Annotated in this window: 18 protein-coding genes and 1 pseudogene; 4 read left to right on the forward strand and 15 right to left on the reverse strand. The window is 34.9% G+C overall.

Annotated features, from left to right (window positions below; all coding sequences use genetic code 11):
- Positions 1–77 precede the first annotated feature (77 nt).
- Positions 78–482, reverse strand: coding sequence for a hypothetical protein (locus I2E83_RS01710; protein WP_195428322.1), 405 nt, complete (start codon positions 480–482; stop codon positions 78–80).
- Between the two features lie 286 nt (positions 483–768).
- Between I2E83_RS01710 and I2E83_RS01715 the strand changes: the two genes are divergently transcribed.
- Both I2E83_RS01715 and I2E83_RS01720 read left to right on the forward strand, forming a co-directional pair.
- Positions 769–1,089: a cytochrome C biogenesis protein gene (locus tag I2E83_RS01715; RefSeq protein WP_195266890.1), complete on the forward strand. Its 321-nt coding sequence runs from the start codon at positions 769–771 to the stop codon at positions 1,087–1,089.
- A gap of 141 nt (positions 1,090–1,230) precedes the next feature.
- Positions 1,231–2,499 (forward strand): FAD-dependent oxidoreductase, encoded by a 1,269-nt coding sequence (locus I2E83_RS01720; protein WP_195428323.1) that lies wholly within the window; start codon positions 1,231–1,233, stop codon positions 2,497–2,499.
- A 263-nt stretch (positions 2,500–2,762) separates the two neighbouring features.
- Here the strand turns inward: I2E83_RS01720 and I2E83_RS01725 are convergent, their stop codons facing one another.
- Positions 2,763–3,557: an SDR family oxidoreductase gene (locus I2E83_RS01725; RefSeq protein ID WP_195428324.1), complete on the reverse strand. Its 795-nt coding sequence runs from the start codon at positions 3,555–3,557 to the stop codon at positions 2,763–2,765.
- Positions 3,558–4,442: 885 nt separating this feature from the next.
- On the opposite strand from I2E83_RS01725, the gene I2E83_RS01730 reads away from it, so the two are divergent.
- Together I2E83_RS01730 and I2E83_RS01735 are read left to right on the forward strand one after the other, a co-directional pair.
- Positions 4,443–4,799 carry a helix-turn-helix domain-containing protein gene (locus I2E83_RS01730; RefSeq protein WP_195266887.1) on the forward strand — a complete coding sequence of 119 codons (357 nt, stop codon included), beginning with the start codon at positions 4,443–4,445 and terminating at the stop codon, positions 4,797–4,799.
- Between the two features lie 140 nt (positions 4,800–4,939).
- Positions 4,940–5,469: pseudogene (locus I2E83_RS01735) on the forward strand (transposase); the annotation flags it as partial.
- 235 nt (positions 5,470–5,704) lie between these two features.
- On the opposite strand, the gene I2E83_RS01740 reads toward I2E83_RS01735, so the two are convergent.
- From I2E83_RS01740 to I2E83_RS01800, 13 genes are all read right to left on the reverse strand, one after another.
- Complete coding sequence (locus tag I2E83_RS01740; protein WP_195428325.1) at positions 5,705–11,635, reverse strand: hypothetical protein; 5,931 nt, start codon at positions 11,633–11,635, stop codon at positions 5,705–5,707.
- A gap of 32 nt (positions 11,636–11,667) precedes the next feature.
- On the reverse strand, positions 11,668–12,681 hold the full coding sequence (locus I2E83_RS01745; protein WP_195264359.1) for a DNRLRE domain-containing protein: 1,014 nt from the start codon (positions 12,679–12,681) through the stop codon (positions 11,668–11,670).
- A gap of 215 nt (positions 12,682–12,896) precedes the next feature.
- Positions 12,897–13,037: a hypothetical protein gene (locus tag I2E83_RS01750; RefSeq protein ID WP_195264358.1), complete on the reverse strand. Its 141-nt coding sequence runs from the start codon at positions 13,035–13,037 to the stop codon at positions 12,897–12,899.
- Between the two features lie 31 nt (positions 13,038–13,068).
- On the reverse strand, positions 13,069–14,889 hold the full coding sequence (locus I2E83_RS18115; protein ID WP_195428326.1) for a collagen-like protein: 1,821 nt from the start codon (positions 14,887–14,889) through the stop codon (positions 13,069–13,071).
- Positions 14,890–15,134: 245 nt separating this feature from the next.
- A complete protein-coding gene (locus I2E83_RS01760) occupies positions 15,135–15,932 on the reverse strand; it encodes an RnfABCDGE type electron transport complex subunit B (protein ID WP_195264356.1) in 798 nt (265 codons plus the stop codon).
- Between the two features lie 13 nt (positions 15,933–15,945).
- Positions 15,946–16,524: an electron transport complex subunit RsxA gene (rsxA, locus tag I2E83_RS01765; RefSeq protein WP_195264355.1), complete on the reverse strand. Its 579-nt coding sequence runs from the start codon at positions 16,522–16,524 to the stop codon at positions 15,946–15,948.
- Between the two features lie 14 nt (positions 16,525–16,538).
- A complete protein-coding gene (locus tag I2E83_RS01770; protein ID WP_195264354.1) occupies positions 16,539–17,255 on the reverse strand; it encodes an electron transport complex subunit E in 717 nt (238 codons plus the stop codon).
- A gap of 21 nt (positions 17,256–17,276) precedes the next feature.
- Positions 17,277–17,891: an RnfABCDGE type electron transport complex subunit G gene (locus I2E83_RS01775; protein ID WP_195264353.1), complete on the reverse strand. Its 615-nt coding sequence runs from the start codon at positions 17,889–17,891 to the stop codon at positions 17,277–17,279.
- A 7-nt stretch (positions 17,892–17,898) separates the two neighbouring features.
- A complete protein-coding gene (locus I2E83_RS01780; protein WP_195264352.1) occupies positions 17,899–18,789 on the reverse strand; it encodes an RnfABCDGE type electron transport complex subunit D in 891 nt (296 codons plus the stop codon).
- A 27-nt stretch (positions 18,790–18,816) separates the two neighbouring features.
- Entirely contained in the window at positions 18,817–19,743 is a 927-nt protein-coding gene (locus I2E83_RS18215; RefSeq protein ID WP_195264351.1) for a 4Fe-4S dicluster domain-containing protein, read from the reverse strand.
- A gap of 274 nt (positions 19,744–20,017) precedes the next feature.
- Positions 20,018–20,944: a tetratricopeptide repeat protein gene (locus tag I2E83_RS01790; protein ID WP_195428327.1), complete on the reverse strand. Its 927-nt coding sequence runs from the start codon at positions 20,942–20,944 to the stop codon at positions 20,018–20,020.
- 18 nt (positions 20,945–20,962) lie between these two features.
- Positions 20,963–21,298, reverse strand: a complete 336-nt coding sequence (locus I2E83_RS01795; RefSeq protein ID WP_195264349.1) for a hypothetical protein — start codon at positions 21,296–21,298, stop codon at positions 20,963–20,965.
- Positions 21,299–21,313: 15 nt separating this feature from the next.
- Positions 21,314–22,447, reverse strand: a complete 1,134-nt coding sequence (locus I2E83_RS01800; RefSeq protein WP_195264348.1) for an SEC-C metal-binding domain-containing protein — start codon at positions 22,445–22,447, stop codon at positions 21,314–21,316.
- Positions 22,448–22,653 lie beyond the last annotated feature (206 nt).

Raw genomic sequence — 22,653 nt, forward strand, 5'->3', positions numbered from 1 at the left:
ATATTTGCATAAGTATTTTGTAATATTTTGGATTCTTATACAATTTAAAAATAATAAAGGGCTAAACATTAGCCCTTTTAAATTATAGTCATTGATAATAAGGTGATAACTATTCCTATTATAATTGTTAAATAATAAAAGTTATATATCTCTTCATTACTGTATATCTTAAGCTTTTCTACTTTTCCTTTTGGATATATTACTTCTAATTCATCACCCTTTTCCAAATTAAACTTTTCATTTAAATATGATATAGCAACTCTTACCTTCTTATTATCTTCCTCAACTTCTAAAATCGGATAAATACTAGCATTATAAACTGCATGATATTCAGCTCCTGGCATAAAGTAAGTATAGCTTTCAAACCCTATTACTTTAGCCTTTTTTATTATAGATTTTTTCTTTACTTCAATACTTCTTATTAAATTAAAAGCCGTAAATATAGTTAATATTATCCCAATGATCGCAAATAAAATTCCCACTTTAATTCCCCCAACTAAATTTTATTTTCTTCACTATATAGTATGCTGTATATATTTAAAAGATATATGATATAAGTTTTTTCATACTTTTCTAGTTTTTTCTCTAAATATCTGCTATTTTCTTTCATAAATTTTATTATTAATAATAATTTATTAGTTTTTTTAGGCATTTTATGAAATTTTTTAAATTTAACTTTTGTTGATAATAGACATTAATTTCGTTTACTATTTTCTTCTAATAAGATATTATTTAAATATAGCTATTAATAGGGGGTCTATTCAATATATGAATTACACAAAAGTTAAGTTTGAAATATTTATTCCTTTTGAATTTGTAGATAAATTGAGGGAAGCAATAAATAGAACTGGTGCTTTGACTATAGGAAACTATGATAATTGTATGTCTATAAGCGAAGTTAATGGTTACTTCAGACCATTAAAAGGATCTAATCCTCATATTGGGAAAGAAGGTAACTTATCTATTGAGAAAGAGGCTAAAATAGAATTTAGATGTGATAAAGATTTAGCCTTTGAAGTTATTAACGTTATAAAAAAACTTCATCCATATGAAGAGCCTGTTTATAACATATTTCCTGTAATAAATTAATTTATAAAGATAATTATGACGACTTTATTTTAAAGTCGTCATTTCCGTTTTAATAGCTATGTAATAAAAACCAAATTATAGTATCATTTTAATGACCATAGAATAGTTTATTATTAACATTAATATTTGAGGTATAATATAATGAAAATTATTATAATAGGTGGTGGTTTTGCTGGTTGTCAAGCTGCTATACAAGCAAGAAAAATGGGCGCAGAAGTTCATATAATTGAAAGAACTGATATGCTTTTAGGTGTTGGTAATGTCGGTGGAATAATGAGAAACAATGGTAGATTTACAGCTGCAGAAGAACTTTCATTATTAGGTGCTAATGAGTTAATAGATATTATCGATTCTCTTGCTATTCATAAAAATATAGAATTTTCTGGCCATAAACATGCTAATTTAACTGACATAGCTAAAGCAGAACCAGAGATAAGAAGATACATTTTATCTTTAGGAATTAATATTCATTTTAAGAGCAGAGCAATCAACGTATCTTTGGCAAACAACTCTATAACTAAAATCAAATTGGCCGATGGATCTTTTATAGATGGTGATGTATTTATAGAAACTACTGGTTCAACAGGTCCTATGACTAATTGTAACAGGTATGGAAATGGTTGTTCCATGTGCATATTAAGGTGTCCTTCATTTGGTGGAAGAGAAAGCCTAAGTGCTAAAGCTGGTATAAAAGATATCATAGGAGAAAGAGCAAATGGTACTCCTGGAGCTATGAGTGGATCCTGTGAACTCCCTCGAGAATCACTATCTAAAGATATACTAGATATACTTAATCAATATGGGGTTGCTACTCTACCAATTCCACAAGAAGATGTAAATCTAGATAAACTAAGTCAAAAAGTTTGCCAGCAATATGCTTTAAAAGAATTTGCTGAAAATGTTATTTTATTGGATACTGGACATATTAAACTTATGACTTCATACTATCCATTAGATAAGCTTAGAAAAATACCCGGACTTGAGAATGCAAGATATATCGATCCATTGTCTGGTGGTCAATCAAATTCTATTAGATATTTAGCTTCAAGTCCTAGAGATAATTCAATGAAAATATTTGGGTTAAATAATATGTTTTGTGCTGGTGAAAAATCTGGATTTTTTGTAGGTCATACAGAAGTTATGGTAACAGGGGCTTTAGCAGGATATAATGCTGTTAAATTTACATTAAATGAGCCATTATTAGTTTTACCTAGAGATTTAGCAATAGGTGATATAATTGCCTTTGCAAATGAAGCTTTAGATATGGAAGATGGTAAAAGCCTAAGACATACATTTTCTGGTGGAGAATACTTTGAAAGAATGAAAGAACTTAATTTATATACTACAGATAAAGATATTATTTATGAAAGAGTTAAATCTTTATCATTATTAGATATATTTAATAAGTAATATAAGAAAGAGATATAAACTTTAATTTGTCAATAAAGCTTATATCTCTTTTTATTCTTTAATTAATCTTATTTTAAGCTAATTATATTAAATATGTCCATTATTTTAATAATAATGCTAGAGATAAAGACATTGAATAATTTGCATCAATCCCTCCCAAACTCTCTCCATTTATACCTCTTAATTGGACTATTTCCGAAGATCTCCCTGTAACAGTGTTCCTACATACCAGCTGGAAAGCTTTCATAACATAAATCTATATTCTAGAATATAGTAGGAACCATCCCGCCATCAATACGAAGTGCTGCTCCAGAAAGAGATGAAGCAAATGGACTTGCAACAAAGGCTGCAAAACGCCCAATTTCTTCTGGTCTAATTAATCGCTGTATCTGAGAAAGTGGTCTATGATTCTTCATGAAATCAGCTTCCCATTCCTCTGGTGCTATAGAGCTATCACGATACATATTCTCAAGCATTTCCTGCACTCCTTCTGTTAGTGTAGAACCAGGCATAATGGTATTCACTGTAACCTGTGTTCCCTTTGTCAATTTTGACAGACTTTTCGCAAGTGATAGATTCATAGTTTTTGTCATGCTGTACTGTGGCATTTCCCCAGATGGCATTAATGCTTCCTCACTTGCAACAAAAATGATCCTACCAAAATTCTGCTCCAACATATGCGGCATATAAAATTTTACTAGGGCATTTCCTGCCATAACATTAACTTGGAAAAACCTTTCCCAAATCTCATCAGTTATATCCCAATATTCCATTGGCTGAAAAATCCCCATATTATTAATTAAAATATCAACTCTTGGAAACTTCTGAAACAACCTTTCCCTTTCTGAATAATTTGCTAAATCCGCGGAAGCACTCTGAGGTTTTGTATCTGGAAACTTCTCCTTAATTTCCTCTACAACCTTCAATACATCATCTTCTTTTCTACCATTTATTATAACATTCGCTCCTTCTTTTGCCAGCTCAATGGCAATTGCCTTTCCAATGCCTTTCGTTGAACCAGTAACAAGTGCAAGCTTATTCCTTAATCCTAATTCCAAAATAAACACTCCTTTCAACTCATTGAGATTATGATATTATATTAAATTATATGAAATGAAAACTTGCTGGATCTGGTCCTACATATAAACAATATATCTAATTATCTCTTCTTTTATAGTTTCATTTGTTTCATTATAGTTTAATTTAAATAATTCAAAACCAAATCCATTTATTTCAACTCCATTTTCCAATATCATTCTCGTTTCTAATGTATAAATAATTTATATATCCTCTTTTTATTATTACCAACATCAATATATAATATATAATTTTTAAAGATAATTTGTCTAGTACCTACTTTTTTGTGTTATACTTACCTAAAAGTAAATCTTGTTAAAATAAAAGAATCTGTTAAGCCGTTATGAAAAAAACTCTTAATAAATCTTAGAATTTCTCATTCTTTGAAAACTATCTAAGTTTGGATATTTTTTGCATAGCAAATAAGCCTGCAATAAAATTAGATTTTCAGGTTAATCAAAGATATTAAAGCTAATTATGCAGATAATAAACAAGAGTTTTTAGTAAAGCTATCGATAGCGAAAATGAATTAAATCCTTTTTTGTGTTTATACCGCGCTTTAAAAATTTTGCTAAAAGATTCTATATTATTAATGTTTATATCATTAGACATTTGTTCTCCTTAGGGGTGTTTTGTATCTGGCAATAACATAGCTATTGCTTTCTTATATGCTTACCATCTATCTGAAATTAAATTTAATGGTGAACCATATTTTTTAGCTTTATTTTTTTATTAAATTTATGCGATTATAATGTTTGTATGAATGCTGTAAGTAAGTTCCTTTCAAACTTATTGTATTTCCTTGAGTAGAGAAGATCAATGTTCATATAACTTAACAGATCGAACTAAGAAATTTGGAGGTAATTATGGAGAAAAAAATTTATAACATTGGTGTTGAGGCCACAATGGACGTCATTGGCGGCAAATGGAAACCTATCATTTTGTGCAATCTACGTTATTCTTCATTAAGACCAAGTGATCTACAAAGAAATATTCCAAGAATTAGCCAAAAGATGTTAATACAACAACTTAGGGAACTAGAGGCTGACAATATCATTACTCGTACTGTCTATAATCAAGTTCCGCCAAAGGTAGAATATTCATTGAGTGAATATGGAAAATCATTGGGTGATGTACTTGATGTGTTATGCAATTGGGGAGAATCACATGTAAATCACCTAATAACACAAGGAAAAGATGTCGCCTTACGCTGTAAAAAATAAATCTTAAACAACTAATGCCCATGAGCTTGATTTCCTTCTAAATGATTATACATTTTAAATTTCATTCTTATAAAAAAATGAGAATGTAGAAAGATTTGTGTAAAAGCAAATCTACTACATCCTTTTTTATATTTTAAGTGGTAGATGATGTTTATCCTATAGTATATATGGATGCTATTCATTTCAAGGTTAGAGATGCCATAGAATAGCAACTAAAGCAGCCTATATATGCTTATGAATTGATATGAATAGATATGAAGATATCCTTGGAATTTGGATTGATGAAGCAGAAGGTGCAAAATTTTGGCTAAGTGTATGCAATGGCTTAAATAATAGAAACGTTAAAAATATATGGAATGACAAGTACTCAAATGTAATTGATTCTTGTTATATAAATTGGGATAAATTATCAACATTCTTTGCTTTTAATGAACAAATAAGAAAAATGATATATACTACAAATATTTTAGAATGGATAAATAGACAGATAAGAAAATTCACAAAAACAAGAACCATCTTACCAACAGACGATCCTTTAAGAAAATCATTATATTTAGCTACCGAAGTTATTATGCAAAAATTGACGTCACCAATTTCTAATTTGGTGTTAATCATATCTCAATTTATGATAATATCTTGGGATAGATTAAATAAGAATGAAATAATTTAAAGCTTCTACTTTTTAAGTTCTAATGAATATTAAATCATTTTATCAGAAACTAAAGGTATAAAAAAACTCAGTATTATTATTTCAATAAAAGGATAAAAATATAACTGGAAATAAAATTTCCAGTTATATTAGTAAATTAAATTTATTATTTACACAAATTTTTAGATATTCTCTTAAAATATTAATAAAACCTATATCTCTTTTATTTTTTTCTATAAATATTCTATAAAATTATTTAATTACTTAATCTAATTATATTTAATTGTGCTCCGACTGCTGGTGATAATGCTAAAGTTAAAGACGTTGCAGAATTATTACGCAATGTCACTACAGCATTTGCTGCTAAAGTTAACATAGCTGTTCCACTTATTTCTCCTGTAGTTATTAATGCTGAAATATTAGTTGATGTTTGAACTGTTCCACCTACAGCAATTGCAAGTGCTGCACCTACTCCAGCTGTAATAAAGATATTATAGGTTATTTCATATACTCCACCAAGCGGAACTGTTATACTTGTTGCTCCTGCTGTATGAACTATTCCTGATAAAGGACCGTTATTACTAAAAGGAACATCAGCACCTCCTGCAACAACAGATGTTAACGCAGATGCTAAATGATATACATAACCATAAGTTGATATTCCTGAGCCTGTGGCTCCTGTCACACCTGTTGCTCCTGTTGTTCCAGTTGTTCCTGTTACTCCTGTTATTCCAGTAGCTCCTGTTATTCCAGTCACTCCGGTTGATCCAGTTACTCCCGTTGCCCCAGTTACTCCAGTTACCCCAGTTACTCCAGTTGATCCAGTTGCTCCTGTTACTCCTGTTACTCCTGTTACACCCGTTGCTCCAGTTATTCCGGTAACTCCAGTTGTTCCTGTTACTCCGGTCGCTCCTGTTATTCCTGTTGCTCCTGTCGTTCCTGTTATTCCAGTTACTCCAGTTATTCCTGTTACTCCTGTTGTTCCTGTTGCCCCGGTTTCTCCTGTCACACCTGTTGTCCCAGTAACTCCTGTTGTTCCTGTTATTCCAGTTACTCCCGTTGCTCCGGTTATTCCTGTTGTTCCAGTTACTCCAGTTGCTCCAGTTACTCCTGTTGTTCCTGTTTCTCCTGTTGTCCCAGTGACTCCAGTTGAGCCAGTTACTCCAGTTACTCCTGTTACACCCGTTGCTCCAGTTATTCCGGTGACTCCAGTTATTCCGGTAACTCCAGTTGTTCCTGTTATTCCTGTTACTCCTGTTGTTCCTGTTGCCCCGGTTTCTCCTGTCACACCTGTTGTCCCAGTAACTCCAGTAACTCCAGTCTCTCCTGTTATTCCAGTTGCTCCTGTTGATCCTGTTACCCCGGTAACTCCAGTTACTCCAGTTATTCCTGTTGCTCCTGTTGATCCTGTTACCCCAGTTACTCCCGTTGCTCCGGTTATTCCTGTTGTTCCAGTTACTCCAGTTGCTCCAGTTACTCCTGCTGTTCCTGTTTCTCCTGTTACCCCGGTAACTCCAGTTACTCCTGTTGTTCCCGTTGATCCAGTTACTCCAGTTGCTCCGGTTGCTCCAGTTATTCCTGTTGCTCCAGTCGTTCCAGTCGCTCCGGTTTCTCCTGTTATTCCAGTTGTTCCAGTTACCCCGGTTACTCCGGTTATTCCAGTTACTCCTGTTGCCCCAGTTACTCCTGTTGCTCCTGTCGTTCCTGTTATTCCAGTTACTCCAGTTATTCCAGTTACTCCAGTTGTTCCTGTTATTCCAGTCACTCCCGTTGATCCTGTTTCTCCAGTTATTCCTGTTGCTCCCGTTGTTCCTGTTTCTCCTGTTACTCCGGTCGCTCCTGTTATTCCTGTCGTTCCTGTTATTCCAGTTACTCCAGTTGTTCCTGTTACTCCTGTTGTTCCTGTTGCCCCGGTTTCTCCTGTCACACCTGTTGTCCCAGTAACTCCTGTTGTTCCTGTTATTCCAGTTACCCCAGTTGCTCCTGTTTCTCCGGTTATTCCTGTTGTCCCAGTAACTCCAGTTGCCCCAGTTACTCCAGTTACCCCCGTTGCTCCAGTAACTCCAGTCTCTCCTGTTATTCCAGTTGCTCCTGTTGATCCTGTTACCCCAGTTACTCCCGTTGCTCCGGTTATTCCTGTTGTTCCAGTTACTCCCGTTGCTCCGGTTGCCCCAGTTACTCCTGTTGTTCCCGTTGTTCCCGTTGATCCAGTTACTCCAGTTGTTCCTGTTAGCCCGGTTGCTCCTGTTGTTCCTGTTATTCCAGTTACTCCTGTTGCCCCGGTTACTCCAGTTGTTCCTGTTATTCCAGTTACTCCAGTTACTCCAGTTATTCCTGTTTCTCCTGTTATTCCAGTAGCTCCCGTTGCTCCAGTTGCTCCTGTTGCTCCTGTTGCTCCTGTTATTCCAGTCACTCCCGTTGATCCTGTTATTCCAGTCACTCCCGTTGCTCCTGTTACTCCAGTTGATCCAGTTACTCCAGTTGTTCCTGTTGCTCCTGTCGTTCCTGTTATTCCAGTTACTCCTGTTGATCCTGTTGATCCAGTTACTCCTGTTACTCCGGTTGATCCAGTAACTCCAGTCTCTCCTGTTGCTCCTGTTGTTCCTGTTATTCCTGTTACTCCTGTTGTTCCTGTTGCCCCGGTTTCTCCTGTCACACCTGTTGTCCCAGTAACTCCAGTTGAGCCAGTTACTCCTGTTTCTCCTGTTTCTCCTGTTATTCCAGTTGCTCCTGTTTCTCCTGTTACCCCGGTAACTCCTGTTACTCCAGTTGTTCCTGTTGCCCCAGTTACTCCCGTTGCTCCTGTTTCTCCTGTTGTTCCAGTTACTCCAGTTACCCCAGTTACCCCGGTTACTCCAGTTACTCCAGTTGTTCCTGTTATTCCTGTTACTCCAGTTGTTCCAGTTACTCCAGTTACCCCAGTTGCTCCAGTTGCTCCTGTTATTCCTGTTGCCCCGGTTACTCCTGTTACTCCCGTTGCTCCAGTTGTCCCTGTTACTCCAGTTGTTCCTGTTATTCCAGTTACTCCTGTTGCTCCGGTTGCTCCAGTCGTTCCAGTCGCTCCGGTTTCTCCTGTTATTCCAGTTGTTCCAGTTACCCCGGTTACTCCGGTTATTCCAGTTACTCCTGTTGCTCCTGTCGTTCCTGTTATTCCAGTTACTCCTGTTACTCCTGTTGTTCCTGTTGCCCCAGTTACTCCTGTTTCTCCTGTTTCTCCTGTTATTCCAGTTGCTCCTGTTTCTCCTGTTACCCCGGTAACTCCTGTCACTCCAGTTATTCCTGTTGCTCCTGTTGATCCTGTTACCCCAGTTACTCCCGTTGCTCCGGTTATTCCTGTTGTTCCAGTTACTCCAGTTGCTCCTGTTGCCCCAGTTACTCCTGTTGTTCCCGTTGTTCCCGTTGATCCAGTTGCTCCAGTTGTTCCTGTTAGCCCGGTTGCTCCTGTTGTTCCTGTTATTCCAGTTACTCCTGTTGTCCCAGTGACTCCTGTTTCTCCAGTCGTTCCAGTCGCTCCGGTTGATCCCGTTACTCCTGTTATTCCAGTTGATCCTGTTGCTCCAGTTATTCCAGTCACTCCCGTTGCTCCCGTTACTCCAGTTGTTCCTGTTATTCCTGTTACTCCTGTTGTTCCTGTTGCCCCGGTTTCTCCTGTCACACCTGTTGTCCCAGTAACTCCAGTTGAGCCAGTTACTCCAGTTACCCCAGTTGCTCCTGTTGATCCTGTTACCCCAGTTACTCCCGTTGCTCCGGTTTCTCCGGTTGTTCCTGTTATTCCAGTTACTCCAGTTATTCCAGTTACTCCAGTTGTTCCTGTTATTCCAGTCACTCCCGTTGATCCTGTTTCTCCAGTTATTCCTGTTGCTCCCGTTGTTCCTGTTTCTCCTGTTACTCCGGTCGCTCCTGTTGTTCCTGTTGCCCCGGTTTCTCCTGTTACTCCAGTTGTTCCAGTTACCCCGGTTACTCCGGTTATTCCAGTTACTCCTGTTGCCCCAGTTACTCCTGTTGCTCCTGTCGTTCCTGTTATTCCAGTTACTCCTGTTACTCCAGTTGATCCTGTTGTACCCGTTATTCCTGTTGCTCCGGTTTCTCCTGTTTCTCCTGTTATTCCTGTTACTCCAGTTGAGCCAGTTACCCCGGTTACTCCAGTTACTCCAGTTGCTCCGGTTATTCCTGTTGCCCCGGTTACTCCTGTCACACCTGTTGCTCCGGTTACTCCTGTTACTCCAGTTGAGCCAGTTACTCCGGTTGCTCCGGTTGATCCGGTTGATCCCGTTACTCCTGTTATTCCAGTTGATCCTGTTGCTCCAGTTATTCCTGTTGCTCCTGTCGTTCCAGTCGCTCCGGTTTCTCCGGTTTCTCCTGTTATTCCAGTAGCTCCTGTTATTCCAGTCACTCCGGTTGATCCAGTTACTCCCGTTGCCCCAGTTACTCCAGTTACTCCAGTTGCTCCAGTTGCTCCTGTTGCTCCTGTTGCTCCTGTTATTCCAGTCACTCCCGTTGATCCTGTTATTCCAGTCACTCCCGTTGATCCTGTTATTCCAGTCACTCCCGTTGATCCTGTTACTCCAGTTGATCCAGTTACTCCAGTTGTTCCTGTTGCTCCTGTTGTTCCTGTTATTCCAGTTACTCCTGTTGCCCCGGTTACTCCAGTTGTTCCTGTTATTCCAGTTACCCCAGTTACTCCAGTTACTCCAGTTATTCCTGTTTCTCCTGTTATTCCAGTTGCTCCAGTTACTCCAGTTGATCCTGTTGTTCCAGTTACTCCAGTTGTTCCTGTTGCTCCTGTTATTCCTGTTGCCCCGGTTACTCCTGTTACTCCCGTTGCTCCAGTTGTCCCTGTTACTCCAGTTGTTCCTGTTATTCCAGTTACTCCTGTTGCTCCGGTTTCTCCGGTTGTTCCTGTTATTCCAGTTACTCCAGTTATTCCTGTTATTCCAGTTACTCCTGTTGTTCCTGTTATTCCAGTCACTCCCGTTGATCCTGTTGCTCCCGTTGTTCCTGTTGTTCCTGTTATTCCAGTCACTCCCGTTGATCCTGTTGCTCCTGTCGTTCCTGTCGTTCCTGTTTCTCCTGTTATTCCTGTTACTCCAGTTGAGCCAGTTACCCCGGTTACTCCAGTTACTCCAGTTGTTCCTGTTATTCCTGTTACTCCAGTTGTTCCAGTTACTCCAGTTACCCCAGTTGCTCCAGTTGCTCCGGTTATTCCTGTTGCCCCGGTTACTCCTGTTACACCTGTTGCTCCGGTTACTCCTGTTACTCCAGTTGAGCCAGTTACTCCGGTTGCTCCTGTAGTTCCAGTTGCTCCAGTTATTCCAGTCACTCCCGTTGATCCTGTTTCTCCAGTTATTCCTGTTGCTCCCGTTGTTCCTGTTTCTCCTGTTACTCCGGTCGCTCCTGTTACCCCAGTTACTCCGGTTGCTCCGGTTTCTCCTGTTATTCCTGTTACTCCCATTGCTCCTGTTTCTCCTGTTATTCCAGTCACTCCCGTTACTCCCGTTATTCCTGTTGTCCCAGTGACTCCAGTTGAGCCAGTTACCCCGGTTACTCCTGTTACTCCCGTTGCTCCAGTTGATCCACTTACCCCAGTTACACCCGTTGCTCCTGTTGCTCCTGTTGATCCAGTTGTTCCTGTTACTCCTGTTTCTCCTGTTATTCCAGTTGCTCCAGTTGTTCCTGTTATTCCTGTTTCTCCTGTCGTTCCTGTTGCTCCCGTTACTCCAGTTGTTCCAGTTACCCCGGTTGCTCCAGTTGATCCAGTTGTTCCTGTGACTCCTATTGATAAATTATCATCTTCAATTACTACAATAGTTGCCTTTAAAGGTACTATTGTAGCATAATAAACTACACCATTACTTGCATTTACTAAAGATAATGTAACTGGTGCAGTTATAACTTCAATTATTCCTATTCCTACTACTTCTCCAGTTTTAATTGGTGAATTTCCTTCAAAAAAATCTCCTTGAGATGATGCTATAGCAAATACTGCACCATTTGTCGATGTGGTCGATTGTGTAGCTACCCACCAATCTATCACATATCTTCCTGGTTCATTAAACGTAATTACTCCAGTTAGGCTATTATAATTAACATTTCCTGAAGAATAAACTAATGTTTCAAATATTACATTTGCACCAGAAACTATACTTCCACCAGATGAACGTTCTATTTGTAAAGCTATATTACTCATACTTACCTCCTTCATCATGTTTGTTAATATAATTACACAGATATCTCTGAAATTATAATATTAGCCTGTCTAGGCGTATTTCCATATATAACGCTATTTCCAGTAGTGTTAACTAAACTTAATATAGCTGGCACTGACCCAATAGTGACAAGTGCACTTCCATTTAGTTGTCCAGTTACTATTGGCGAGGATCCACTAACTTCCATTCCACCATTTAATCTTATAGCAAAATTAGTAAATGTACTTTCTCCTGCACCATCTACTGATACCCACCAAGTAACATAATAATTACCAGTTTTCAAAATTGTAAACTCTCCTGTTAATGAATTATAAATAATATCTAAGCTTTGATTATTTAAAACCATATTAAATATTACATTACTATTATTGTTAACAAACCCCACAGGATCTCCTATTAATTGAGCTTGAATTCCCCTTAACTGACCAATTCCTCCTGTTGCACCCGTTGCTCCTGTTGCTCCCGTTGCTCCTGTTGCTCCCGTTGCTCCGATCGGTATTGTATGGTTTTGACACAATTTTAAATAAGGACCATTTCCAGATCTGCTTGAAGCAAATTCGACATATTCTTTTGAATTTTCTATCCGTATAGTTATACCATAGTTAGGAAAAATATCATTAATCCAATCCCTTATCAATTCTTTAATGCTTATACTTATATACATATTAACATCTGCAGAAGATATTATCTTACTTATTCCTGTATATATAGCTCTAGGTGCAGTAGAATCAGTAACACTATTTACATTATAATCTTCTAAATTTCTATATATATCTATTTTTACTCTGTCACAATTTGTAAAGTTTGCTGATGTAACATATAGCATTAGATTACTTTCAGAAAAATACATAATTTGATTAAATTCATTAAGATTGAACTTCATCAATGTCATAAACTCTCCTATAAATCTTCTGTAACTACTACAGTTGTAGCCTACTGCTAAATATGGTAAATCAGAAAAATTTTTATTTACTAGTCTATTAAATACAAAAGTATCTTCGCAAGTATATATATTTCTATAAACCAATTGTAGCACCCCCTAATTAGCTTCTTATTACATAATATTCAAAAAAGTAAATTATGTTTATCTCAAATGCATTTTTATCATATAATTACTGAAGTTTCTATTTAATTCTTCTATTAATTATAAATTTATAATTTGATCTTACTTTCGAACAAAAAAATGTACAGAAGAACTACCCTCTGTACAAATTTTTTGATATATTTAATTAGAAATATAAATTAATCTATAGAAATACCTGCAATTGTAGTACCATTACCAGTGGTACCAGGAATTGTTGCTGCGAAAAATAATAGCAAACCTTCTCCTAATATTACTGGTACTGATAAATTTTGAGTTATTCCAGTAATTAGTTCATACATATATTCTCTTACATTAATACTATGCAGAAACTTAGACTGTTGCTTCTACAATTACTATATTAGCTTGTATTGATGTTCCTGCATAATTAACAGTTTGACCTGTTCTATTTACTAAAGTTAGTGTAGAAGGAGTATTCAAAACTGTTACAAACGCCATTCCATGAATTTGTCCTGTTGTATTAGGAGATGAACTAGAACCTACTACATCATTATTTAATTGTAAATCAAAATCTATAAAATTAGCTGATCCTGCACCATCAGTATTTATCCACCAAGTAACATAATAATTACCTGCGGCATTAATTGTAAATTCACCAGTTGACCTATTATAACTAATATTTTGACTTTGATTATTAATTATATTATCAAATGTTACATTGTTTTCATTTAAAATTGATCCAGACCTACTTCCTATCAAATCCGCATTTATGCCTCTTAATTGGACTGTTGCTCCTGTTGCTCCGGTTGCTCCAGTTACTCCTTGTACTCCTGTTGCTCCGGTTGGTCCTACTGGTCCTTGTGGTCCCATCTCTCCTGTTGCTCCTGTTGCTCCTGTTGCTCCTGCTGGCCCTACTGGTCCTTGTGGTCCCATTGCTCCTGTTGCTCCAGTTGCTCCTTGTGCTCCTGCTGGCCCTACTGGTCCTTGTGGTCCCATCTCTCCTGTTGCTCCTGTTGCTCCTTGTGCTCCTGCTGGTCCTACTGGTCCTTGTGGTCCCATCTCTCCTGTTGCTCCTGTTGCTCCGGTTGCTCCTGCTGGCCCTACTGGTCCTTGTGGTCCCATTGCTCCTGTTGCTCCAGTTGCTCCTTGTGCTCCTGCTGGCCCTACTGGTCCTTGTGGTCCCATCTCTCCTGTTGCTCCAGTTGCTCCTTGTGCTCCTGCTGGTCCTACTGGTCCTTGTGGTCCCATCTCTCCTGTTGCTCCTGTTGCTCCGGTTGCTCCTGCTGGCCCTACTGGTCCTTGTGGTCCCATTGCTCCGGTTGCTCCAGTTACTCCTTGTGCTCCTGCTGGTCCTACTGGTCCTTGTGGTCCCATTGCTCCTGTTGCTCCTGTTGCTCCTTGTGCTCCCACTGGTCCTACTGGTCCTTGTGGTCCCATCTCTCCTGTTGCTCCAGTTGCTCCTTGTGCTCCTGCTGGTCCTACTGGTCCTTGTGGTCCCATTGCTCCTGTTGCTCCGGTTGCTCCTTGTGCTCCCACTGGTCCTTGTGGTCCCATTGCTCCTGTTGCTCCGGTTGCTCCTTGTGCTCCTACTGGTCCTTGTGGTCCCATTACTCCTGTTGCTCCGGTTGCTCCTTGTGCTCCCACTGGTCCTACTGGTCCTTGTGGTCCCATTGCTCCGGTTGCTCCAGTTGCTCCTTGTGCTCCTGCTGGTCCTACTGGTCCTTGTGGTCCCATTACTCCTGTTGCTCCGGTTGCTCCTTGTGCTCCTACTGGCCCTACTGGTCCTTGTGGTCCCATTACTCCTGTTGCTCCGGTTGCTCCAGTTGCTCCTTGTGCTCCCACTGGTCCTACTGGCCCTACTGGCCCTTGTGGTCCCATTGCTCCAGTTGCTCCTTGTGCTCCTACTGGTCCCTGTGGTCCATATGGTCCTTGAATTCCTTGTGGTCCTCTTGGCCCTACTGGTCCCCTCGGACCTCTTTCACCATCTACGCCATTTATTCCTGGTAGCCCCATTGGTCCTACTGGTCCCATTGGCCCTCTTGGTCCTGCTGGACCAATTGGTCCTCTTGGCCCCACTGGTCCCCTTGGTCCAACACAACAGCAATTATTACATCTACAATTCGGTTGACATTGATTATTATTAGAATATCTATATCTACGTTCAAGTTCTTCTAAATACTCATCCATATTCATATTCTATTTTTCCTCCTTAGTTTTATATAAATTTACTTCGTATAATACATAATATTCTAACAATTATAGTATGTTCTTCGTTTATAAATAAAACAAAAATTAATTTAAATATATATTTTTTTTAAACAAAATTAGCATTGCACAATCTTATTTTTTATAATTCATTTTTTAATATAAACTTAATAAAATATTATAAAAAAGTGGATTCTTAACGAATCCACTTTGTATATAAATTAAAAATAATTTTAATTTAAAAATATATTTTTTATAGCACCTGTTGGACATTTTTTAGTACATAATTGACAATTTACACACTTATCATAATCAACCTTAGCTAAATTATTAGTTACATGAACAGCATCCTTAGGACAATTTCTTTCACATAACCTACAGCCTATACATGCAGCCGAACAATTTTCTTTAACATGTCTTCCTATTTCTATATTGTTACATTCAACTCTTACTTTACTTGAAACAGGGACTGATTCAATAAGTCCTTTAGGACATATATTTATACACGCTCCACAGTTTGTACATTTGTCCATGTTGACTTTAGCAATTCCATTTACGATTTCTAATGCTCCAAACTCACAAACGCTAACACAACTTCCAAGACCTAAACATCCATATGAACATGATTTAGCACCACCATCAATCATTAATGATGCTGTAAGACAATCATTTACACCTTCTAAGTCATATTTTGACTTAGCTGAATCACAATTTCCATTACACTTTACAAATGCAGTCATCTTTTCTGTTGCATCTACTGCTATACCTAATATTCCACCTATATCTCCTGCAGTTTTTACTCCGCCTACAGAACATAAATTTGGTTTTGCACCAGCTGTTACAACAGCTTCTGCATAAGCATCACATCCAGCAAAACCACATCCCCCACAGTTTGCTCCTGGTAAACATTCTCTTAACATAGGTATCTTAGGATCAACTTTAACTTCAAAAGCCTTTGAAGCAAAGCCTAAAAGCACTCCAAAAATTAATCCTAGAATTCCTAAGCTTAACGCTGCAAATAAAATATTCATTTTAAATCTCCTCCTAGTGAATTAATCCTTGGAATCCTAAAAAGGCAATTGACATTAATGCCGCTGTAAATAATGTTATTGGCAACCCTCTTAGAACAACTGGTATATTTTCATTATTATCTATTTTCTCTCTTATGAAAGCTAATAGTACTATTGATAGCATATATCCTGATGCAGCGCCTAATCCATTTACTATAGCTTCTATAAAGTTGTATCCTTCTTGTATATTTAATGTAGCCATCCCTAAAACTGCGCAGTTTGTTGTTATAAGTGGTAAATATATCCCTAATGCCTTATGAAGAGCTGGAGATAATTTTTTCATTGCCATTTCAACAAATTGAACTAATGCCGCAATTACTAGTACATTAGCTATTGTTTTTAAATATTCTAATTCTAATGGAACTAATATTCCATTATATACTAGCCATGACATTATTGAAGCCAATGTCATAACAAATGTTACTGCAAGTCCCATTCCTACTGCAGCATCTTTTTTCTTTGAAACTCCAAGGAATGAACATATCCCTAGGAATTTTGAAAGTACAAAGTTATTTACAAGCATTGCTGCTATGAAAATCATAAATAATTCCATTTGTTACACCCCTCTTAGTTTTTCTTATTTTCTTTTATTTCTATTCCACTATTACTGCTACCACAGCTTCCTGTTCCACATCCTGAACAACTTCCACAACTATGTTCTAGCGTTTTAACTGCTTCACCAGTTTTTGCTGCTTTTCTTATATTATAAGCATTTAAGACTACCATAAGCCCACCTAAAGTAAAGAAGGCACCTGGCGCTAATATCATTATGGACGCAGGTTTAATACTTTCAGGTATTATTTGAATACCTAAAATTTGTCCTGCTCCTAAGATTTCTCTAAATGTTCCTATTAAGAATAATGCAATAGTAAATCCAAGTCCCATTCCAATAGCATCAAATATAGATGGTAAAATTGGATTTTTTGAAGCATAAGCTTCTGCTCTACCTAATATTATACAGTTAACAACTATTAACGGTATGAAGATTCCTAAAGATGAATATAAGCTAGGAATATACCCTTGCATTAACATATCTACTACTGTAACAAATGATGCTATAACTACTATATACGCTGGTATTCTAATCTTATCTGGAACTAATTTTCTTATTGCTGAAATCATCATATTAGAAAATATTAAAACTACAGTTGAAGCTAGTCCCATACCTAATGCATTTTTAGCACTTGTTGTAACTGCTAAAGTAGGACACATAGCTAAAACTTGAACAAAAATCGGGTTTTCAGTAATTATCCCATTTTTTAATCTTTCAATCAACTTATTCATTATTTTCCTCCTAATTTATTATTAATTTGCACTAGCCCCTGTATCTGCATCAGTATCTTCTTGTGGTGCTACTTCTTCTCCCTTTATGTTTTCTAAATAGAAAGTTATAGCTTCATTTACTGCACTAACAGATGCTTTACTTGAAGTTGTAGCTCCTGATATAGCCTCTACTTCATTATCCTTATTAGGAGTTACTTTAACTACTTCTAAATATCCTACTGCAGGCTTATCCTTAAATCTAGAAGTAAATTTATCTTCTGCAATTTTAGCTCCAAGACCTGGTGTTTCACTATGCGCTAATACCTTTATTCCTGAAACCTTATCTTCTTTTGATATTCCTACTACAAAATCGACTGCCCCATGGAATCCTTTGCTAGTAACTTTTAATACATATCCTACTACATCATTTCCATTAACAGCTTCATATATTTCCTTTACATTACCTTCAGAATCAAGTGCAATATCCATATCTTGAATACCTTCTGCTTCAGGCATTATATAACTTAAATCCTCTTTACTTACTTTTGAATTTTCTATAATTGCTTCTTTAGTTAAATCATTTGCAAATCCAAGTACAAGACCTGCAATCATAGTTATAATTAGAAGGATTCCTCCTAGCTTAAAATTCTCTTTCATAATTCTATTAAGCCTCCTTCTTAACTTTTATTTTTTTAGTTGTAAAATACTCTATAAGAGGAGTAAATAAATTAGTAATTATAATTGCATAATAAGGTCCTTCTGGATTAAATCCCTTAACAGCTATAATTGCTGCACAAACCCCTGCTATTATTCCGAATATGTATTGTCCTATCTTTGTCATTGGTGTTGTTCCATAATCTGTAGTCATAAATATAGCTGCTACAAAAAATGCTCCAGGAAGTAATAAGTCTTTTCCAAAAATATTATACATAATCATTGATGAAGCTATAAATGCGATTGGTCCTCTTAAGCTTATTCTTCCTCTTAATACTAAGTATAGTCCCCCTATACATAATGCTAAGATAGAAACCTCTCCTATACTTCCATTTGCTTGTCCTATAATTTTATCAATTAATGGAACTACTACCTCTGCTGAACTAGATGCTGCTGATGTTGCATCTGTAGCTGGCTTTGCCATAACTCCAGCCCATGAAGCAATTAAGAATGCCTTTGTAGCGGCTGCTGGATTCATAAAGTTTTGGCCAAGTCCACCAAAAAACTGTTTAACAACAATTGTTGCAAATATTGATCCTATGATAGGGATCCATAACGGAACATAAGTCGGCATAATAAGTGCTAGAATAATACCTAAAACTATTGGGCTTAAATCAGTAAAAAAAGATTTTTTCTTTACAAACTTATTCCAAAGCCCTTCTGCTATAATACTAGTTACAACAGTTGCAACTATTACTTTAACAGCATCGATCTTATAAAAATATACTCCTGCAAATATTGCTGGAATTAATGCTATAATAAAATCAAGCATTATCTTATTAATCCCAAGACCTTTTTTCACATGAGGTGCTGGTGATATTTTAAGATTTTTAATTTCCACTCTCTTCACTCCTATTCAGATTTATTACTATTTAAATGTTTTTGAAGTTTTAATTGTTTGTGCTATTTCTATATTAGAAGGACAAACAAAACTACATAAACCACAATCAATGCATTTTTCTCCGCCAAACTTTACAAATTCTTCTTTTGCACCCATTTTATAAAGTTCAACTAATTTTATTGGGTTTAATCCTTCTGGACAGACTCTTAAGCATTTTCCACATCTTATACAACTGTAACTTGCTTCAGATGGTGAATCTTTTTCTGTTAAGAATAAAATCCCTGTAGTTGTATCACCTATTACTGAATCTAAATTATATATAGGTGTTCCATTTATACTACCACCATTAATAACTTTCTTAAGTTCATTTGCATTACCATTTAATGCATCAAACACTTCTTTATATGTTGTTCCTTTTTTTAGCGCAACAACTTTTCTACCATTTATAGCGCTTCCATAAACAGTAGTTAGTATTTCTGTGCTTTTTCCATTTAAAGCTTGTCCTAATTGTATAATTTCAATAATATCATATATAGCTATATCTTTTTCTTCGCTATATACTTTAGAAATTAATTTACTTTCATATAGATCTGTTGTAGATGATACTTTTATAATCTCTCCATATTCTTTTAGAGATTCTTGTAGATTTTTATCCCTTCCATCTACTACAAATTTGAACTTTGAAACTGATTTAATTTTTTCTAATCCTTTTTTTAAATCTTCTTTTCTCTCTTTTACTATTGTTCCATACCCATTTAAATTAGGTTGTAAACTAAAAGCTTTTATTATTACTTTTTTACCTTTATTATTTTCATAAGGTAACACTAAGCTTTCTTCGATTTCTTTAGCATCTAACTCTTTAGAATTATCAATTGATAATTCTAGTATGCTAGAATCATTTAATGTAAATAATTTATTAGAAACATTTACATTACTAAAAAGATTACTTAACACTATAAAAAACCTCCTACTTTTATTTAAAGTATTTAACGTTAAAATATACTATATAATCCGTATATTTTAACGGTTATATTCTCATCTTACCATAAATACTATCTTCCCACAACTTTTGTAATTTATTTAACAAAGTTTTTAATATAAACTTTAAAATTTTTATATTAAATATCATAAATACCTTAACTTTGCCTAAAATTACTAAGATTTTTTTTTATTTATCTACATTTTAGTTATTTTTTTAACAACTACTTTCAAATGAAAAAGTAAGCTACTATAGCTTACTTTTTAAATAGTCATTATATTCATGTAAATTTCTTAATTTATCTAATTCTTTATCTTTCATCATATACTCAAAAAATAGATCATTAAGCTCTATACTTTTAGTTAAATCATTAAAAGCTTTATGTAACTCTCCTATATTGACATAAAAACAGCTTCTATTATAATACAAGAAACCTGAATCTGAATTATTTTTTATTCCATCAGTTATAATTTCTATTGCTTTATTAAAATCATTTTTCTCTCTATATAAGACCGCTAAATTTAAATAACTATATGGATAATATGAATTTTTCTCTATAGATTTTTTGTAATATTTTTTTGCTTCTTCTTCTCTTCCTAAATTTTTAAGTAATACTCCCATATTAAATAAGACTCTAAAATTATTTGGATCAATTTCTAAGGATTTATTCATATATTTTGAAGCTTTAGAATATTCTCCTAGTTCTTCATAAATACATCCTAAATTTGCATTTGCCCATAAATCATCGGGTACTAATTCTAAGGTTTTATTATAATATTTTATAGCACTTTTTTTATCACTTAATTCGTCGTATGCATTAGCTAAATAAAAATATGCTCTATCGTAATTATTATCTAAATTAATAGCAATTTTATAATATTCTATAGCATCTTCTAAAAATCCATCTTCATCATAAAGAACCCCTAGTCCATAATATGCTCTTGCATCTTTTTCTTCTATTAAAATAGCTTCTCTATATTTTTCCTCTGATAAATCTTTATAACCTAATTTATCATATAAAAGTGCTATATCCAATATAAGTTCTATATCTTTTCTTCCCTGTTCGAATTTATATGCTTTTTTATAAAACTTTAATGCTTTTACATATTCTTTTTCTGTTATAAAATTTCTAGCTATATTAATATAATTGTCAAAAAGATATCTATTATCTTTCATCTTTTACCTCATTTATATTTATTTAATAAAGTTTTTTATTCCTTTATTTATTACATTAAAGAAAAATATCTCAATAAGGATTATAAATACTATAATGATTACTATACTCATTTCAAAAAATATTGATGCAGATGCTAAAAATATATATAATGAACCTTCTAACACTACAACTTCTCCAATCCACCTTGAAAAAGTTTTTATGTCTTTTATATTTGAAACATTAAACTCATTATTTAGAATTGAAAAACTTTCAACTATAAATCCTAATAGAAATAATTTTTTCTTTAATAACACGGTTATTCCAAGTATAAATTCTATAATTCCCCATCCTAATATTAAATATTTAAAGATCATATTTAAACTCCCCTTTTATTTACCACAGCACTTTTTATATTTTTTATTGCTTCCACATGGGCATGGATCATTTCTTCCTATCTTCTCTTCGTTTACAATAGTTTTTTTCTTATTATCTATTTCTCTTTGAGTAAGCCCTTTTAATGTCCATCTTTTAACACCTAATGATAATTTCTTTAACTCTTCCTTAAGAATTTCATTTTCTTCTTCACTTTCTATTTCATAAGCCTCTAAGAATGTATCTATTGCTTCATCTAATGGTGCTTCATTTTTTATAGCTATTGAAAAACTATCTATTTCTTCTCTTAATATATTTTTATCTATAACAAATAACTCATTCAATACTTTCTCAAGTTTATCTGCTTGTTTATTTTCTTCTATATAATCAGGCTTTGCAGCTTTTAATAAAGTTTTCCTATCAAACTTTGCAAAATTTATATCTATATTTTTATTTCTTTCTTCCATTATAAAAAGAGGATCCTCAACATCTATGTGATAAACAAAATCTTCCTCTATTTGATAATCAAATCCTACTTCTTCTCCAATTAAAAGCAACTTTTTGAACTTCTCATATTCTAAATCAAAACTATATTCTTCATTTAAAATTCTGCTTAACTCTTCAATTGTTAGAACTCCATAAAAATATATTAGGCCAGCAGAAAGTTTTATAATATCAGAATTATTATTTGCAATAGATTTTAAATTATCATTTAACTTATCTTTTATTATATCACATAATACTTTAGGTGTTATAACATATAGCTTACCATGATCTATTCCAGTAAACATTATTCCTCTATTTCTAAAATAATTTGCGTTAATAAGTTCTGATCCAAAGTATTCCTTTTTACCATCTAATTTTATTATTTCATCTAAATATAAAAATGCATCTAAATCTAAAAGTTCTAATACATAATCAATATTATTTATTATTCCATCTTTTACTTTATTTACTGCATCTGCTTTTTTTAATGATGTAATCCCTCTTACAGAATAATTACTAGCAACTTTAACTAGCTCATCTTTGGTCATCCTATCTAAATGATACTCTAAAGTATCATTTTCTTCTACATCCTTCCATAACTTTTCAACTTTCCTTATATCCTTTTTTATTATATCTTCTTGTATTTTACTTATATCCTTATCCATCTGTGTCACCTCTTATATTCAATTAAAAACAAATACCATTATATATGTTTTTCGTATTTGTGTACATAATAAGATTTTAATATAATAAAACAGATGGCACCATCTCAGAAATCTATTTAATATAAAATTTATTCCATTTCAAGTAAGTTTTACTGCTAAAGAAGTTGATCTATTATATTTATAAAGGGGCTCGCTAAACGCGAGCC

Origin of the sequence: Clostridium sp. D46t1_190503_E9, assembly GCF_015555225.1 — a bacterium.
Classification (GTDB): Bacteria; Bacillota; Clostridia; order Clostridiales; family Clostridiaceae; genus Clostridium.

Excerpts from the sequence above, each read along its gene's own strand:
- I2E83_RS01715 (WP_195266890.1), top strand. The coding sequence starts at position 769 with ATGAATTACACAAAAGTTAAGTTTGAAATATTTATTCCTTTTGAATTT.
- I2E83_RS01720 (WP_195428323.1), top strand. The coding sequence starts at position 1,231 with ATGAAAATTATTATAATAGGTGGTGGTTTTGCTGGTTGTCAAGCTGCT.
- I2E83_RS01730 (WP_195266887.1), top strand. The coding sequence starts at position 4,443 with ATGGAGAAAAAAATTTATAACATTGGTGTTGAGGCCACAATGGACGTC.
- I2E83_RS01740 (WP_195428325.1), bottom strand. The coding sequence starts at position 11,635 with ATGAGTAATATAGCTTTACAAATAGAACGTTCATCTGGTGGAAGTATA.
- I2E83_RS01750 (WP_195264358.1), bottom strand. The coding sequence starts at position 13,037 with ATGTATGAACTAATTACTGGAATAACTCAAAATTTATCAGTACCAGTA.
- I2E83_RS18115 (WP_195428326.1), bottom strand. The coding sequence starts at position 14,889 with ATGAATATGGATGAGTATTTAGAAGAACTTGAACGTAGATATAGATAT.
- I2E83_RS01760 (WP_195264356.1), bottom strand. The coding sequence starts at position 15,932 with ATGAATATTTTATTTGCAGCGTTAAGCTTAGGAATTCTAGGATTAATT.
- rsxA (WP_195264355.1), bottom strand. The coding sequence starts at position 16,524 with ATGGAATTATTTATGATTTTCATAGCAGCAATGCTTGTAAATAACTTT.
- I2E83_RS01770 (WP_195264354.1), bottom strand. The coding sequence starts at position 17,255 with ATGAATAAGTTGATTGAAAGATTAAAAAATGGGATAATTACTGAAAAC.
- I2E83_RS01775 (WP_195264353.1), bottom strand. The coding sequence starts at position 17,891 with ATGAAAGAGAATTTTAAGCTAGGAGGAATCCTTCTAATTATAACTATG.
- I2E83_RS01790 (WP_195428327.1), bottom strand. The coding sequence starts at position 20,944 with ATGAAAGATAATAGATATCTTTTTGACAATTATATTAATATAGCTAGA.
- I2E83_RS01795 (WP_195264349.1), bottom strand. The coding sequence starts at position 21,298 with ATGATCTTTAAATATTTAATATTAGGATGGGGAATTATAGAATTTATA.
- I2E83_RS01800 (WP_195264348.1), bottom strand. The coding sequence starts at position 22,447 with ATGGATAAGGATATAAGTAAAATACAAGAAGATATAATAAAAAAGGAT.